Genomic DNA, 17123 nt, shown 5'->3' with positions numbered 1-17123 from the left:
AAATTTTCTGAAATTATAGGTATTTTCATGTAAGTACGGGCAACAGTAATGCTGTGCCCTTACGACAGATGTGGTTCAAATACATGAAAACTGCTGTAAGGACTGATAATCAGGCTTACAATTGTGTAGGCGTAGCCTGTGGTAAACATTGCAACCAAACTACAAACTATTTCCCATAAAATCCCTGCCTTGTGTTCCCAACAGCCACCTTTTTCGCCAACGAGAGGTAGATTCCAGGCAAGAAGCTTGTTGCTCTTGTTGTCGCCGCATCACTATTACTTCAGTTGGATCGCTTAATTGAGGATCGTGATAGGGAATAGCAGCACGAGTTAGTAAGTGTTCTTTTTCAGCTTGCGAGAGAGTTGTGAGTGCTGAATGGTCTTTAGACTCAGCAATCCGAGAATGTGTTGCCATAGTACCAGGCGATCGCCTTCTCATCGGTGGGGTAGAATATATCACCAAGCGAGCAGACAAAAGTGCTGTGCGTACAGCACCAGAACAAGAATAAGTGGCTAACAAACCATCTGGATGTAAACACAATGACACTTGTTTAATAAATTCAACAGTCCATAATTGAGGGCATTGAGGTGGTGAAAAGGGATCGAGGAAAATTGCATCTGCCCAGAAACCCGATTGATGTACTAGCCCAATCGTATTTCTGGCATCGCCTCTAAACCGATTACTTCAACAAAACAACTAGGATTCGCTGCCCAAATTGTCTGCAAAGCCGCAGCTGTGTTATATCCTAGACCATAACAAACATCCAATAGTCGCAAGACTGGTTTTTGAGCGGCTGTAGCTAGTTGAGTAGGTTCCACAAACTTGCAAAAACTCTCCTGCATCGCTCCATGATGGCTGTGAAAAGATTCACCAAACTCTTGAGAGACAAAGGTGAGAGAACCATCTGCTGTTAGCTTAGGTGTAAAATTTTCTAAGTTTGTCATTGGTCATTTGTCATTCTCACCTCTACCCCTTTGCCCCATGTCCCATGCCCAATACTCAATTTTTTGTTTCGCCAGCTTGGCTGTTTGAACATCTAGAAGATCCGCAAGTCGTTATTGTGGATTGTCGCTTTTCTTTAGCCAATCCACAATTAGGACAACACCAGTATCAAACGAGTCATATAGAAGGTTCTTATTACTTAGATTTGAATCAGGATCTTTCCAGTCCAGTGAGTAAGCATGGTGGGAGACATCCTTTACCTAACCCCAATGATATAGCTAACAAATTGGCAGCAATTGGGGTAGATTACCAAAAAACTTTAGTTGTAGCTTATGATGATTCGCGCTTTGCTTTTGCGGCTCGTTTATGGTGGCTGTTGCGCTATCTTGGACATGAGCAAGTAGCAGTACTAGATGGCGGCTTTGCTGGATGGCAAAAAGCTGGGTATTCTGTTACAGATATTATTCCTCATCCGCGAAAGGGTGAGTTTGTAGCTCAAGTACAAACAGAAAAGGTGGTAGATATTACAGAGGTGAAAAGCCGGAAAGACAGCAATGAGGTAGTATTGGTAGATTCGAGAGAGAGCGATCGCTACCGAGGAGAACGAGAGCCAATTGATAAAATCGCCGGACATATTCCCGGTGCAGTCAATTATCCTTGGCAAGAAGTTACAGACTCTTCTGGCTACCTACTTCCTCAAGAAGAACAACGTCGTCGCTGGGAAAAGCTAGAAACAGCTGAAGAAGTCTTGGTTTATTGCGGTTCTGGCGTTACTGCTTGTGTGAATTTACTATCTTTAGAATTAGCTGGCATTAGCAAGGGTAAACTTTATCCTGGCAGTTGGAGTGATTGGATTTCTTATTTATAGTTATGAGTTATGGCGGTTCCCATTCAGATGAGGTACAACATTATATCGCAAGGTGTAGGGGCACGGCATGCCGTGCCCCTACGGCTGTACCTTACTAGGTCGGGAAACGTTATGGGAGTGAGAAGTTAAGAATTAAAACTCCTAACTCCTAACTCCTAACTCTTCTCAAAAGCGACCTAATTGGAAATTGTAATTAATACTGAAGAACCAACCATCAAAATCAATGTTTTCGGCGGTTGAACTACCGAAACTTACTCCAGCCTGCATATTCATATTAACGGTATCGGATATTTGGTAATTTAAGTGGCCAAACAATCGATAAAATTCGTCTTCTCGATCGCGCCGGGTAAAGTCTGATAAGTTCATTTGGTAGTCAATACCAACCTGGAGAGGCTTTTGCAAGTAGTAGTTTAGAGAAACCCAAAAGGAATTGATGATCCGATTACGACTTTGGGGATCAGAAAGATTTAGACTCAATTCGTAAAAGCTATCTAGGGTTAATTTTGGAGTCAAGGGATCTCGCCGTCCTAAAGACAGTTGTAGGGAATTCTCATTTAAAAAGCGATCGCCTGCTTTAAAGCTATCGAGGCGATCGCTGTTGTTGGCATAAAATAACTGTTGATTGTTCCAACTGATTTCTCCGTACATTCGCCGCGATAACTGCTGGTAAATACTGAGATTAAATCTTACCTGGTTGTAATGATATTGTGACTGATTTATATAACGAATGAGATTGCCATCAATTGAGCCGTTTAAATAAGTCTTAGATCCCAAAGGGAAATATGCTGAGGCTAGTGTCAGTCCAGAAAAAATTAAACCATCTTCGATGGGACTATCATTTGATGAAAAAATGTTATTCGTCTGGAAGTAGCCTACATGGGCCTGTAGATAGCCGATAGGTTTAAACTTAACTACGGGTTGTTCTTTCGGTGGTGGTGGCTGCTGTTCTAGGGGTAGTAACCGCACCCGTAATCCTAATTCGCGATCGCGATCAGACTTAGGTGGCCGTTTTGGCGATCGTAGCAGCTGCATTAGCCTCTCTAGCCTTTGAGACTGATTTATCTCCGGCGTATTTAATATTTGCTCTTTTGAGTCTGAAGTAGGCAAATTACTTGGCTGCGACTCTAGCGGTGGCGGATCATTTTGCTTTTGAGTATCTTCCGGTTCTTTGGTTTGGCCTGGGGTTTGAGTAGTTTCTAGTTTTTGCTGTGCCAGAATTAACGTATTTGTAGATTCTGCCGCCTCTACTCGAATGCAACAACAGCTTCCACCACTGGACGCTAACAAAATACAAAAAAACAAATTCTTCCAGTTCTTGAGTCGCATCTGGTTTGATCGCATTTAGCAAATGTAGTCCTACAAGCTGCATCGGAAGTTCCGACTCAAAAGATACAATTGAGTGCATCTATCTGAGCTTTGTAGGTATATACTTAATTTACAAACTAAAATTGCTGCTTTTCAGATTTTCTCCCGGATTTTCTCTAAAAAACTGAGATATTCCGAGAAAATTTTTGATGGAATTTAATGAAATACGATTAGTGAGCAATTTCATAATATATCCGTAGCAACTTCTTGCCTTAAATAACTAATGACTCTGTGGCTGATCTAATTAGAAAGGATTATCTGTAAAGTACTCCTGATTTGATTGTTTATATCAATTACTAGCTTTTAAATCTTCCACAGACTTTAATACACACAATGTCAGTTTCGGAATAAAATTTTTAAGAAACTAAACATATAGTTTATTTATGATTTATTTTATGTATGTAAATGTAGACTCAAATCCAGATAAGTTTACTTAAAAAAACTTTCTCTAAGACTTCTATTTGATTTTTGAAAAAACCCTGTGCAACTCAAAAAGCCTGATTCCCTACTCCCTATCTACACAAATAAGTTCAAAAATCAAATCGGATTGCTACATAACAATTTAGCACTAGCTTAAACCTTTAGAGGATGTCTGAAAAGTTTTTTTGTATACATCTAACCCTTGGAGATCCCCCTAAATCCCCCTTAAAAAGGGGGACTTTAAGACTCTTATTCCCCATTTTTAAGGGGGTTAGGGGGGATCAAGAAATATTTGATACTTCTCAGACATCCTTTTAGCTGTTTTGGTACTAGTTGAAGTTCTCAAATTCTCAAACTATGTTTCATAAATCGTTTCCACTATTAGTAATTGCTTTATGGGGAGTTGCAGTATTGCCTTTGCCAAATCAGGTAAATGCCATAACTCCTCTGACGCGAGCAGAGATTCAGAACCTCCGCAACTTGGTACAACTGATACCTAGAAATAGAGAGAAGAAACGTCCTGCACGCAAATCAGATGCAATGACTCCTGGTGATGGTTTGTCAACCGGTCGGGCTTCTTTAGCAGACTTGCGCTTTAACGACGGTTCTTTAGCACGAGTTGGGGAACAGGCTATATTTCAATTTTTACCAAAGACTCGCAGCTTTAGACTGTCAAACGGAACTGCATTGCTACTGATTCCACCTGGAAGAGGACAAACACTTATACAAACGCCAAGTGCAGCAGCAGCAATTCGTGGTTCAGCATTATTTGTACGCTACAACCAAGAAACAGATACCACAATTGTGGGGGCCCTGACCAATAGCGGCATTGAAGTTTCTAATAAAGAAGCCTCTCAAACTCAAGTGCTGCAAGCAGGACAGATGATAGTTATAGTTAAAGGCAAATTTCAGGGTTTATACGATTTTGATCTCAGAAATTTTTATGAAACCAGCGAGATGGTGCGGGGGCTTGATTTAACTAAGCAAAATCTTACACCTACAGCCGACCCGGCGATCGCTAGTGTTCAAGCTGAAACTGTTGCAGCTTTGAACGCACAGACGCCGATAACAGGTGAGGGAGTGGTTGAAAACCCATCTTTTGCTGACCTAACTAGTAGTATTTCAACTTCCTCTAGCGACGACATTATTACAGACAATTCCTCAGTAGACCCCATCAAAGATGATTCACCATTAAATTTATTTAAGGATATAGGACAAGTCCTGTCAAATACTGAGCAGCGGCGATCTGGGAGAAATAGTAACAATAACAATGTAAGCACCCAGAATAATAACGTAGTTCCTACACCAACTTCAGTAGTTTCTACACCAACTCCGGTGCATACATTAATAACTCCAGTAGTTTCTACACCAACTCCAGTAATCACTCCAACTCCAGTAGTTCCTATACCAACTCCAGTAGTTCCTACACCAACTCCAGTAGTTCCTACACCAACTCCAGTAATTACTCCAACTCCAGTAGAACCAACTCCAATACCTACTCCAACTCCAGTAGAACCAACTCCAATACCTACTCCAACTCCAGTAGAGCCAACTCCAATACCTACTCCAACTCCAGTAGAGCCAACTCCAATACCTACTCCAACTCCAGTAGAGCCAACTCCAATACCTACTCCAACTCCAGTAGAACCAACTCCAATACCTACTCCAACTCCAGTACCTACACCGACAAGACCAACCACATAAAAGTAAATTTATACCCAATACTAGGGGCAGAATTATAACAAGTGTTAACTCTTGCCTCTACAGCCACTAAAGCAAAAAGTGATATTCCCTACGACCAGATAGCATCTGCTAACGCTAGATTAAATCAAGGACAGGACTTATACAGGGTTCACCAGATATCCTTATATAGTTCCATTAGATTCTGTGTGTAAGCTCCCAGGAACTAACTTTTTGCTAGAGAGAACATAAATTTATGACTTTTGATTACGACCTGTTTGTAATTGGTGCGGGTTCGGGAGGTTTGGCGGCTTCCAAACGAGCGGCTAGCTACGGCGCAAAAGTAGCGATCGCTGAATATGATTTAGTTGGTGGCACTTGTGTGATTCGCGGTTGCGTTCCCAAAAAACTCATGGTCTATGGTTCTCACTTTCCCGCACTATTCAGTGAAGCTTCAGGCTATGGCTGGAAAGTGGGCAATGTAGAGTTTGACTGGGAATATTTTATTACATCTATTGATAAGGAAGTTCGGCGACTGTCGCAACTACACATCAGCTTCTTAGAAAAAGCCGGAGTAGCACTAATTTCTGGTCGCGCCACATTGGTAGATTCCCACACTGTAGAAGTTGATGGACGTAAAATTACAGCAGACAAAATTTTAATTGCTGTTGGTGGGCGTCCTCTCAAGCCAGATTTACCAGGAATGGAACATGGCATTACCTCTAACGAAATCTTTCATCTCAAAGAACAACCAAAACACATCGTCATTATTGGCGCTGGTTATATCGGCACAGAATTTGCTTGTATTATGCGCGGTTTGGGTTCGGATGTGACACAAATTACCAGAGGTGAAAAGATTTTAAATGGGTTTGATGAAGATGTCCGTACAGAAATTGAAGAGGGTATGACGAACCACGGAATTCGCTTGATTAAGAATAATGTGGTGAAAGCAATTGAACGTGTCCCAGAAGGGTTGAAACTGACTTTATCAGGAGATGACCAAAAACCACTAATTGCTGATGTGTTTTTAGTGGCGACTGGTCGAACTCCTAATGTAGATGGACTAGGTTTAAAAAATGCTGGGGTTGATGTTGTCGCTACTTCTATGGAAGGGCCAGGGTACAATACCACAAATGCGATCGCAGTTAATGAATATAGTCAAACTAGTCAACCGAATATTTTTGCTGTTGGTGATGTCACAGACAGAATCAATTTAACTCCCGTGGCCATTGGCGAAGGTCGCGCCTTTGCCGATAGCGAGTTCGGGAATAACCGCCGCGAATTCAGTCACGCAACTGTTCCTACAGCCATATTTTCTAGCCCAGAAGCCGCGACAGTAGGGTTGACAGAAGCCGAAGCACGAGAAAAACTCGGTGATGCCGTAAAAGTTTTTCGCACTCGCTTTCGCCCCATGTACTATAGTTTGACTGGTAAGCAAGAAAAGACAATGATGAAGTTGGTGGTTGATAGCAACACCGATAAAATTCTAGGCGCTCACATGGTAGGTGAAGGTGCAGCTGAAATTATCCAAGGTGTAGCGATCGCAGTCAAGATGGGCGCAACTAAAAAAGACTTTGATGCCACCGTGGGTATCCATCCCTCATCCGCAGAGGAATTTGTCACAATGCGGTAATACATAAGAGTTATGAGTTATGAGTTGAAGAAAGAAATTCCTAACTCCTAACTCCTCACTCCTAACTATTTACAGCCTTGCACTACATCTATCTTCACGGTTTTGCTTCTAGTCCTCATTCTGCCAAAGCGCGGGATATAAGCGATCGCTTTACTCAAATTCACACAAAGCTGAAAATTCCTGATCTCAATGCTGGCGATTTTTCCCAGTTGACAATCACTCGTCAAATCGCTCAAATTGCCGCAGAATTCAACAATGATTCTACACCAGTAACACTGATTGGCTCAAGTTTGGGTGGTTTAACCGCCGCCCACTTGGGACAGCAAAATTTACAAGTGCAACGCTTAGTTTTGCTAGCTCCAGCTTTTGGATTTTTATCCCATTGGTTGCCCAAGCTAGGGGATGAAGAAGTACAGCGCTGGCAGCAAGAAAAATATATCATGGTCTACCACTACGGGGAAGAGCGATTAATTCCTTTAAGTTACGATTTCGTCATAGATGCTGCCCAATACCAAGAAAAACTTTTGCAACGTCCTATCCCCACGCTAATTTTGCACGGCAAAAAGGATGAGGTCATTCCAATCGAAGCTAGTCGTGAGTTTGCGCGTTCTCGTCCTTGGGTGGAGTTAGTCGAACTCGACAGTGACCACGCCTTGGGTAATGTTATGGAAGAAATTTGGCAGGCAATTCACCTCTTTTGCCAATTAGCTTAAAGCTGTAGAATATTAGACTCACATATAACTAATATTCTGAGTCATTTGTCCTTTGTTAGTTACTAATGACCAATGACTAATGACCAATGACTAATGACTAAAACTATGCTTCCCTTCATCCGGTCAGATTTAGCCCAATTCACCGCCTATAAACCTCACCCCAGCAGCGATACAGCCAATTCTGTCACCACACAGTTTGATCGGCTAGATACAAATGAAAGCCCCTACGATTTACCACCTGAGTTAAAAGAGAAGCTGGCGTGGACGTATCAGCAAGTAATTGAAACAAATCGTTATCCTGATGGTGGACATGAAACACTTAAAGATGCGATCGCACAGTATGTCAATGAATCAGCCGCTCTCTCATCATCCTTGTTTACTGCTGCCAATATTTCTGTTGGTAATGGTTCAGATGAAATTATCCGCTCTTTATTAATCGCCACCTGTCTAGGAGGAGAAGGTTCAATTCTCGTTGCCAATCCCACTTTCTCGATGTACGGGATTTTGGCGCAAACTTTAGGCATTCCTGTAGTGGCGGTGGGTAGAAATGAAACAAATTTTGAAATTGACATCAGCGCCGCACAGTCTGCGATCGAACAAACTCAAAATCCCCCCATTCGCGTAGTTTTCGTAGTGCATCCCAATTCGCCGACTGCCAACAGCTTAACTGCGGCAGAGTTGACATGGTTAAGAAGTTTGCCACAGCATATTTTGGTAGTAATTGATGAAGCTTATTTTGAATTCAGCCAAACTACCTTAGTAGATGAATTAGCACAGCATCCTAATTGGGTAATATTACGTACTTTTTCTAAAGCCTTCCGGTTAGCATCTCTCCGTGTTGGTTATTGCGTTGCTCATACAGAAGCGATCGCCATTTTAGAAAAAGTTCGCTTACCTTACAATCTCCCCAGCTTTTCCATCGCAGCAGCATTAGTTGCTTTACAAAACCGTACACTCTTGCTGGAATCAATTCCTCAAACTCTGAGCGAACGAGCTAAACTCATCGAAATTCTATCCCAGCAACCAGAACTACAAATTACCCCAAGTGCTGCCAACTTTATTTACCTGCGTCTTCAACCAAATAGCTTTAGTTCACAAGACGCTGTATTAAAAACTTTCCACCAGAAACTTAGGACGCTGGGTACTCTCGTGAGACACATTAGCGGAGGATTGCGAATTACCGTCGGAACCACAGAGGAAAACGCCCGCACCATAAATCGAGTCCAAGCTGTTTTGGCAAATTTGGAATCTTAGCAATTCACTCAGTAATTAGATCTGCTGTTCATATCACTGCCCAAACGGCGCACTATTCCTACTGTTTGTGGCAGCACACCCACCAAAAGAGCAAAGGCAACATCCGGTAAAAGAGCCACTATTTCTGGTGGAAAGTATTGTTCAAATTGATCAAGAATCTTCTGAACACGCTGTCCAGGCAGTGGATTTTCAGTTATTTGTTTGATTAATCGAATCCACTGTCGCCTAATCAAGTAAGCTTTCTGACGTTCTTCATTAGATTCGGGAATTAATAAAGACAGATTACCTATAGGCAGTGCCCTTTGGCAATCACAATCGTAATCCCCACCCACAGCAGCCCCAGGCCCAGCAAACTCTGCATGGTAGCGTTTAAAGAGTAGTAATCCATTTCTCCTACGACTATTGACGATAAAAACTTCTCCGCTATGCAAACGTGTAAGGATATCCGAGCCTTGTGACTGCTCAGTTCCATCTGACATGACAATAGAATCAAGGAAACTTGTTTCAGGGTAATAAGTTGATACCATAGACTTCTGATAGCGTTGATGCTGTTCGCTATCCATGTTTTTTAAAGTTTCAACGAATGTGGTGGTAGTATGCACTTCAAAACTTAAATAAGTGTTGTGTCAAATCAGGTTTTTGAATGTCTTTTATTATCAAGAGTTTTTTAGTCAAATTAACCAAAACAGCGGTGTATAGACGTTGTTTAAGCAATTGAGTGATTATATTTTATGAGATATAACTAGATTTGTCTGTAAACTCTAGGAGTGTTTTCTTAAAGTTTTTATAAAGATGAATATCTTAATTACAAAGTTATTATGATGAACTGATAATTTTTTTAAGCGTATTTTCGCGTATATCCCCATTGTAAACCATTTATTTATCTATATCGAATACTTAAAAATATTGGTTCTTCAGTACGTATTATGCTGAACTTTTAATTCAAAGTGTGTCACTTGCCTTGAAAATCAAGCCTTACAGGGAGTTATAGCTTCAATTTCAAAAATCTTGCCTCAAGCGCTAAGACTGATGGCTGTTATTATTACCCAGTAAGGGTTTTAAGTTAATTTACAGACGTATCTAGCATAACAATTACTGAAGAGCCAAAATATTTGTTAACGATAAATCCCAAAAGGCAAAACTTAATATTTTATAATGTTAAAAATCTTTGCCAAAAATAGAATTTTTTTCAATAATCAATAAGATTTTTCGGAACAAGTCTGATGAGAATATTCTTCCTAAAAAGAATTAAAAAAGCTATTTATTCAATTTATCAATTCATGCTTCTGAGTTTTTATTTAGTACATTATGGCAGAAATTTGTCTACCATTAACAAATTGCCTGAGTAACTGGCTATCTGTTTGATTGAGATAGTGACTGGATTTCGGGCATACTGTACTAGATATTTAGCCTAGTTATCTTGTATTTAATTACCGTTATGAGTTACAAATTCTATCCGAATTAATTGCGACACAAAACTTGACAATTACCAAAACAATATTTAGATGCTGGAATCAGCACTCAAGTGCTTGTGCAAAAGCATCTGGTTTGAGCGTCTTAATAAAAATGTATTCCAATTAGATTCGACTTTATGCACCCGATATCCCAGCTTGAAATAAAGCTGTCTTGCTTGATGGTTATTTTCTAAAACATGGAGATATAAGTCTTTAAATCCCCACTCGCGAGAAACTTTTTCACAGCTAGTAAGTAATCCTGAAGCCACACCATGTCTACGGTATTTTGGGTGAACCGCTAAATTAGATAAGTAAGGAAAACCTACGCCAACCTGGCTCCAGGAATCACTGTACCGTACACCCAGTTCCACACTTCCTACTAAATTATTAGCCTCACCAGTAGTAGCTTCAAAAGCGACTAAACAAACATGACGAGGCGGAGGTGATGCCATGCGATGCCTTAAATCTTCGTAAATACCCAGACGTAGCAATGGAAAAGCCCATCCCCATATACCCTTGTGGGAGTGAAAGCTTTCAGTAATAATTTGGGCAACACCAATCAAATCAGCAGGTGTAGCCGTCCGAATTTGGAATTGGTAGGAAGCTGGATCGATTGGCTGTTGGTGGTATGGGTGAAAAAACCGATATTTCAAGGCTAGTTTAGTATTGATTTTATTCTAAGAAAATTTCTCAAATATCCGAAAACACCATTTTAACTAAATGAAAACTTAATTGCTGCTCAGAAGATTGAAGTGACACAACATCGCTAATTAGCTTTTGCTTGTGGATCAAACAAAGTTTTATACTTTAGTTTGAGGTTTTTTCAGGAGGCAAGAGCAAAGCACGCTTAAAAGCGTAAAACTTAGGTTGTGAAAGCTTTGCTTTGTATCTTACTGCACTTTCTGCGACGCTCCTACGTCGCTAACGCAACGCTTACGATACAATACAATTCTTTTTTTTGAGCTTGTCATTGGCGCAGCCTCTAGTAAAGAAGGAGAGTTTTCATTTCATTCACTTCTTTCCTTCAACAATCACTGCCCTTTGCGGTTCGACTAAGCGATCGCCAAACATATTCTTACTTTCTCTTATAACCTGCATTTTGAAAGAGTCTTAGGAATTACAGCTTCATAAATCTATAAACTTAAATTCAGTAGGTTCTGGTGCATCCCTTGTTTTAGGTAGCTAGGATATCAGACTGATTACCACAAAAAAATCTGTAAAGTGATATAGCCTTGGCTGAGTGGGTAGAGAAATAGCATAACTTGCCCGTAGGCAGCACCTACAAAATTGTTAAGTAAGTACACCATCGCTAAACTCTGGTTTCAAATTACCCTTGGTTGCAGTACTGAACTTTTTTTGCACTTGCTGCTACACTTACACTACTTTGCTACGAAATTATATGAATGGGTTATACATATACTGGTACAAGAATCTTAAGGTTCCCTAATCCCTAATCTCTAGCTCTCCAACCACTATAACTTGTCTGAATGATAGTTCTGATTGCTAAATTAGAAAGAGGTATTTGTCTAATAGTATACTTTGGCTTTCAATCTTATGTTGTTGATTTTGCTGACTCCATCATGATTATCATAAATAAAATTTACCTGCAAGTGTTAGTACAACTGCTGCGGAGGGAAAACTTAATATGCAGCTTCATCTGGATTTTTAAGCTAGCTATGAGCGCTGTGTGTGGTATCAGACATTGCTCACAGGAGGTGAAGGAACATTTGGCAAGCAAGCATCGACTCTGTAACACTAAAACAGACTATGAAAGCAATTACACTGCACCAAAGCAAACAGTAATCGGCACAAGCCATTGAGACGAATTACTGTCAGCATTTGCTTCTACACTCAGCAGTCATGTAGCCAACCAGCCTTATTGGTCGAAATGCTCTGCTCTCACCTGACTCAGAAAAATCCTTACCTGATCAGATTATTCTTTATCCGACTGCCGTTGCAGCAGGAAAGCGGTGCATGAAATCCCAAGCAAACAGTAAGCCTAAAATTTTGGTTGTCGATGATGAACCAGACAACCTTGACTTGCTTTACCGCACTTTCTATCGGGACTATAAGGTGCTAAGGGCAACCTCTGGCCCTGCAGCCCTCGATCTGCTGGCTCAAGAGGGAGAGGTCGCGGTGATCATCTCCGATCAGCGGATGCCGATGATGAGCGGTACAGAATTTTTAAGCCTCACAGCAACTCAATATCCAGATATTATTCGGATTATTTTAACTGGCTACACCGATGTCGAAGACTTGGTGGAAGCAATCAACGCTGGTAAGGTATTCAAATATGTCACTAAACCGTGGGAAGCTGAAGAACTTAAAGCAGTGGTACGCCAAGCTTTGGATACCCACAATGTTCTCAAAGCCAGAACCCGCGAACTTACCCGCACACTCCGTCAAGAATCACTGCTGAATACCGTTACAAATACGATTCGCAGTGCTTTAGACTACAGACAAATTTTGCAAGCAATTGTAGACACAGTGGGTCACATGTTGGAGGTGGATGTCTGTCTGTTGCGTCCCTTCCAAGATGACCAGTTGGCGGATAAAGGATTTATTTATCAGAAGCCTCTTTCTGAAGAAGCAGAGGTGCAGGGGATCGGAGGGGAAGTAGCACTAAATCTTTCTCCTCTGCCCCGCATCTCTTCTGCTCCCCATCCTCTTGTTTCCCCTCAGCCTCTTTTGGCTCAGACGGTGTGGGAAACCCGCGAAGTCCAAGTAATTCACGATGCCATCGATGATGAGCGGATTCATGGTAATAGTGCCGAACTGCACGAGCGTGGGGAAGCTTTTGCTGCTGCTAATATTCGTTCTAGTTTAATTGTGCCACTGATCTGCCAACAAGAACTGATGGCAGTATTAGCACTGCACCAGTGTTTTCTGCCTCGGTTTTGGGGCGAGGATGAGGTGCAGTTAGTTTTGATCGTAGCAGATCAGGCAGCCTTAGCTTTATCTCAAGCTTATGCTTACGAACAAGTACGTGCCCTTGCCAAGCGAGAAGCCCTAATTAATACGATTACGAGCGCGATTCGCTCTAGCCTAGATCCGCAAGATATCTTTGCGGCCATCACCCAGCAATTGGGACAAGCTTTACAAGTTGATGGCTGTGTCCTGTCTTTGTGGACTGAGGAAGATGAGTTTGTCGAGTGTGTGGCCTTGTATGACAGTTTTCAACATCTAGAAAATTTACGCTTGCCAGCCCCAGATAATCATTCAAGTGGCAATAATCACGTACCGACTCAGAGATTACCCTATTCTCAAGCATCCATACAGGAGAATCCCATCCTCCAACAAATGCTACAGACCCATGAACCTGTGGTAATTGGTAATGTGAGCCATTCTCCCTCAGACGTGCGGGGTTTTGATTTGCCTTTAAAAATGCCAGCGCGATCGCTAATGTTTGTACCATTATTAGCTGATGGTAAATGCATTGGTAGTATTACGTTACATGAAGGTAAAAAAGTCCGTCAATGGCTCCCATCTGATATCGATTTGGCGAAAGCAGTAGCAGCTCAAGCAGCGATCGCTGTGCAGCAGTCACACTTGTATCAAAAAACTCGCCAACAAGCTGAACGCTTGCTGGAATTAGACAAACAAAAAACCGAATTTTTTCAAAATATTTCCCATGAGTTTCGCACACCGATCACCTTGATTCAAGGGCCTTTAGAGTCGGCGGTAGCGGCTGGCGAAGGATTATCTTACTCTCAATGTGCGATCGCCCTGCGTAACTCCCGTCGCCTGCTGCGACTGGTAAATCAACTCCTGGATTTACAACGCCTGAATGCGGGGAGAATGCAGCCTAGCTTCCATCCCTGCGATTTAGTGGAGTTTGTCAGCCAAATTGTGGAATCTTTTCGTCCCTACTGTGAGAAAAAGAGACTGCATCTCATCACCCAGTTAGATGAATGTTCTACCGTGTACTTGGACATGGAAAAATTTGACAAGGTGGTTTACAACCTCCTGTCAAATGCCATGAAGTTTACTCCCGAAGGTGGGACGATTAGTGTCAGACTAAAATCTGAGCGCGATCGCTGCGTCTTGCAAGTACAAGATACTGGAATTGGCATTGTTAAAGAACAAATTCCCCACCTATTTGAGCGCTTCCGCCAAGCAGAAGGTTCAGCAAACCGCTCCTATGAAGGCAGTGGTTTAGGTTTAGCTTTAGTTAAAGAATTGGTCGAATTACATGGTGGTCAAGTCACCGTGGAATCAGTTTACGGTCAAGGCACTACCTTTAGTTTATGGCTTGTAAGTGGAAATGCTCATTTACCCCCACAGCAAGTACTAGAAACGCCTACCGAACTGAATACGAGCCGCGCTAGCGTAGAATTGGCTGATTTAGAACTAGTAGAGTCAACAACAGACAATATTGAAGATATTACAATAAACTTCCCCCCCAGTATTGATACTCAAGACTCAGCACATAAGACTCAGCACTCAATTTTAGTTGTAGATGACAATCCAGATTTGCGAACCTATGTATCTGAGATTTTCCGCCGCAACGGCTATCATGTGCAAACAGCTCGCAACGGTTCTGAAGGGTACAGTAGAGCTAAGGAAATTATACCCAGCTTGATTGTGACTGACTTAATGATGCCCTTGGTAAGCGGACTTGAAATGATTCAGCTAATCCGCAATGAGGAGAAGTTGAAAGGAATACCAATCATTCTGCTGACAGCAAAAGTTGACGAGGAAACCCGCATCGAAGGTACAGAACATGGGGCTGATGCTTATTTAGCAAAACCATTTAACGATCGGGAACTTTTGGCGGAAGTTCGGAATCTTTTGGCATTGAAAGAAAATGAACGGCGAATTGTGGAGTTAAATACTTATTTAACAGAATCGGTGCTAAAACGCTTTTTGCCTGCTGTATTGGTGCAAAAAGCCGCAACCGGAAATTTAACGTTAGATTTGCGCCCAGAACCACGCTTAATTACAGTTTTGTTTAGTGACATCGTGGGTTTTACACAGTTATCAAATACTCTGAGATCCCGACGAGTTGCAGAATTGCTAAATGAATATTTAGAAGCCATGACCAAGGTTGTATTTGGCAATGGCGGCACTGTAGATAAATTTATGGGAGATGCTATCTTAGCTTTATACGGAGCGCCGGAAGAGCTAACCCCCAACGAACAAGTGCGTCGTGCCATCAATACAGCCAGAGCAATGCACCGCTCATTGGCTGACTTGAATCAGCGCTGGCGAGACCAAGGTGTATTCGATGGTGACAGACTTACTAGTGTCCAGTTTCGGTGTGGTATCCACCAAGGTACTGCTGTTGTGGGGATGTTTGGTAGCGCGGAACGTGCCGATTATACTGCTATTGGCCCAAGTGTAAATATCGCTGCCAGGTTGCAAGCTGCCGCTGTTCCCGGTACAATCCTGGTTTCTGCTGCCGTGGCAGATTATTTGCAGGAAGAAGAAATTACTAAAGGTAGTCCGCTAGAACTTAAAGGAGTAGATGAAACAGTTTTGACTTTCGCTGTTACACCAGAGGTAATGGTTAATCGCTAAAATTTAGACTGGTATTTGAAAGCATTATCAATGAGTAAGAGTGCCTAATCATATCCAGTTTATATAATATGACACCATCGGTTGCAGACAAAACTCCAATTCCAGCCAAGGTCTGGAGACGACACACTGATCCCCCAGGTTTGTGGATTGCTGTTGTTGTCGGTTCAGTCTCTCTGCACTTGCTGGTGTTCTGGCTGATGCGCTCATCTAATGCCTTTAGTCTGTGGTTTCCCCAGCAAAGTCAATCTGCTGTTCCCATTGAATTGATAGACATTGCTCCCGAAACACAATCAACAGCCAAAATAGCTTCATCAAAGCCACTATCTTCACCTCAAAAGTCTGTACCAGCAACACGTCCACTACAAACAGGACGAACTACGCCCAGAAATGAAGATTTTGGCGTAATAGATTCTGCGGATAATCCCCAGCGAAAGAGGCGTAAGGTCGCCTCTAAACCTAATAGCCAACCCTTTAGACAACAGAGAGTTCCTACACCCAGACCGACATCTACACCCATAGCGACACCGACATCTACACCCATACCGACACCGACATCTACACCTAGACCGACATCCACACCCAGACCCAGACCGACGCCGACATCCACACCTAGACCGATACCGACATCCACACCTAGACCGACACCGACAGTTGCGGTCGGTAATCTACCTTGGAAACCACGTCCACCCATCAACTTGGGGAACGGAACGCCGCTACCAACAACTATTCCATCAAATCTGCCAGTTTCGGAACCTGAAAACAGAGAAACTCCAGCAGCTCCGACTAGGGAAACTCCACCAGCTTCTACTGGGGGAGCATCGGTAGCAATAGTAGCTCCTTTATCTAGAGATGAAGTGATTAGCTTGATACAATCAAGAGGATTTCGACAAGATGCTTTACCCGACGTTATCGCTTTATACAAGGGAAGTAACACAAAACAATTAGACTCAAGTTTTCTTGTCCAGAATTCTGGACTTAAACCAGCACAGCTCTTGGCTAGCTTAATAATTGATCGCAATGGTAACTTTAAACAGGCTGTAGTTCTAGAAATACAACCAGCAGCACTGCAAAGTGAAAAAAGCATATACGAGAAAGTCCTCAATGAAGTTTTCAAAACAGAAAACTTTCTTCCTGCTCACAATAACAATGGCAAAAAACCAGACTTGAGTAATCTGTATATCAGAGTCACAATCCAAACTGCCAATTAAAACTGAATGCTCAGCAATTCTCATTATGAGAATAATTGTCGTTATCATTCAAGGCTATGCAAAATT

At 42.0% G+C, this 17123-nt stretch carries 10 protein-coding genes and 1 pseudogene; 7 read left to right on the top strand and 4 right to left on the bottom strand.

Annotated features, from left to right (window positions below):
- Positions 1-159: 159 nt before the first annotated feature.
- A pseudogene (locus HWQ39_RS02375) lies at positions 160-944 on the bottom strand (MnmC family methyltransferase).
- A 44-nt stretch (positions 945-988) separates the two neighbouring features.
- Between HWQ39_RS02375 and HWQ39_RS02370 the strand changes: the two are divergent.
- Positions 989-1810: a sulfurtransferase gene (locus HWQ39_RS02370; RefSeq protein ID WP_292841014.1), complete on the top strand. Its 822-nt coding sequence runs from the start codon at positions 989-991 to the stop codon at positions 1808-1810.
- Positions 1811-1975: 165 nt separating this feature from the next.
- On the opposite strand, the gene HWQ39_RS02365 is transcribed toward HWQ39_RS02370, so the two are convergent.
- A complete protein-coding gene (locus HWQ39_RS02365) occupies positions 1976-3151 on the bottom strand; it encodes a hypothetical protein (protein ID WP_292841011.1) in 1176 nt (391 codons plus the stop codon).
- An 801-nt stretch (positions 3152-3952) separates the two neighbouring features.
- Here HWQ39_RS02365 and HWQ39_RS02360 point away from each other — a divergent pair.
- The 4 genes from HWQ39_RS02360 to HWQ39_RS02345 all read left to right on the top strand — a co-directional run bounded on the left by HWQ39_RS02360 (position 3953) and on the right by HWQ39_RS02345 (position 8875).
- A complete protein-coding gene (locus tag HWQ39_RS02360) occupies positions 3953-5299 on the top strand; it encodes a FecR family protein (protein ID WP_292841008.1) in 1347 nt (448 codons plus the stop codon).
- 232 nt (positions 5300-5531) lie between these two features.
- Entirely contained in the window at positions 5532-6908 is a 1377-nt protein-coding gene (gene gor / locus HWQ39_RS02355) for a glutathione-disulfide reductase (protein WP_292841005.1), read from the top strand.
- 77 nt (positions 6909-6985) lie between these two features.
- Positions 6986-7621 (top strand): YqiA/YcfP family alpha/beta fold hydrolase, encoded by a 636-nt coding sequence (locus tag HWQ39_RS02350; protein ID WP_292841002.1) that lies wholly within the window; start codon positions 6986-6988, stop codon positions 7619-7621.
- 105 nt (positions 7622-7726) lie between these two features.
- Entirely contained in the window at positions 7727-8875 is a 1149-nt protein-coding gene (locus tag HWQ39_RS02345; protein ID WP_292841080.1) for a histidinol-phosphate transaminase, read from the top strand.
- A gap of 8 nt (positions 8876-8883) precedes the next feature.
- On the opposite strand, the gene HWQ39_RS02340 is transcribed toward HWQ39_RS02345, so the two are convergent.
- Both HWQ39_RS02340 and HWQ39_RS02335 read right to left on the bottom strand, forming a co-directional pair.
- Positions 8884-9438 carry a hypothetical protein gene (locus HWQ39_RS02340; RefSeq protein WP_292841077.1) on the bottom strand — a complete coding sequence of 185 codons (555 nt, stop codon included), beginning with the start codon at positions 9436-9438 and terminating at the stop codon, positions 8884-8886.
- Between the two features lie 938 nt (positions 9439-10376).
- Entirely contained in the window at positions 10377-10982 is a 606-nt protein-coding gene (locus tag HWQ39_RS02335) for a GNAT family N-acetyltransferase (RefSeq protein ID WP_292840999.1), read from the bottom strand.
- A 1321-nt stretch (positions 10983-12303) separates the two neighbouring features.
- Between HWQ39_RS02335 and HWQ39_RS02330 the strand changes: the two genes are divergently transcribed.
- Together HWQ39_RS02330 and HWQ39_RS02325 are read left to right on the top strand one after the other, a co-directional pair.
- On the top strand, positions 12304-15849 hold the full coding sequence (locus HWQ39_RS02330) for a response regulator (protein WP_292840996.1): 3546 nt from the start codon (positions 12304-12306) through the stop codon (positions 15847-15849).
- 68 nt (positions 15850-15917) lie between these two features.
- Positions 15918-17057: a hypothetical protein gene (locus HWQ39_RS02325; RefSeq protein WP_292840993.1), complete on the top strand. Its 1140-nt coding sequence runs from the start codon at positions 15918-15920 to the stop codon at positions 17055-17057.
- The last annotated feature ends 66 nt before the right edge of the window (positions 17058-17123 follow it).

The sequence above is a fragment of the Nostoc sp. NMS8 genome, from assembly GCF_017115045.1.
In the GTDB taxonomy this organism is placed as follows: Bacteria; Cyanobacteriota; Cyanobacteriia; order Cyanobacteriales; family Nostocaceae; genus Nostoc.
The sequence above is the reverse complement of the archived record's forward strand: the minus strand, read 5'-3'. Positions and strand labels throughout refer to the sequence as shown.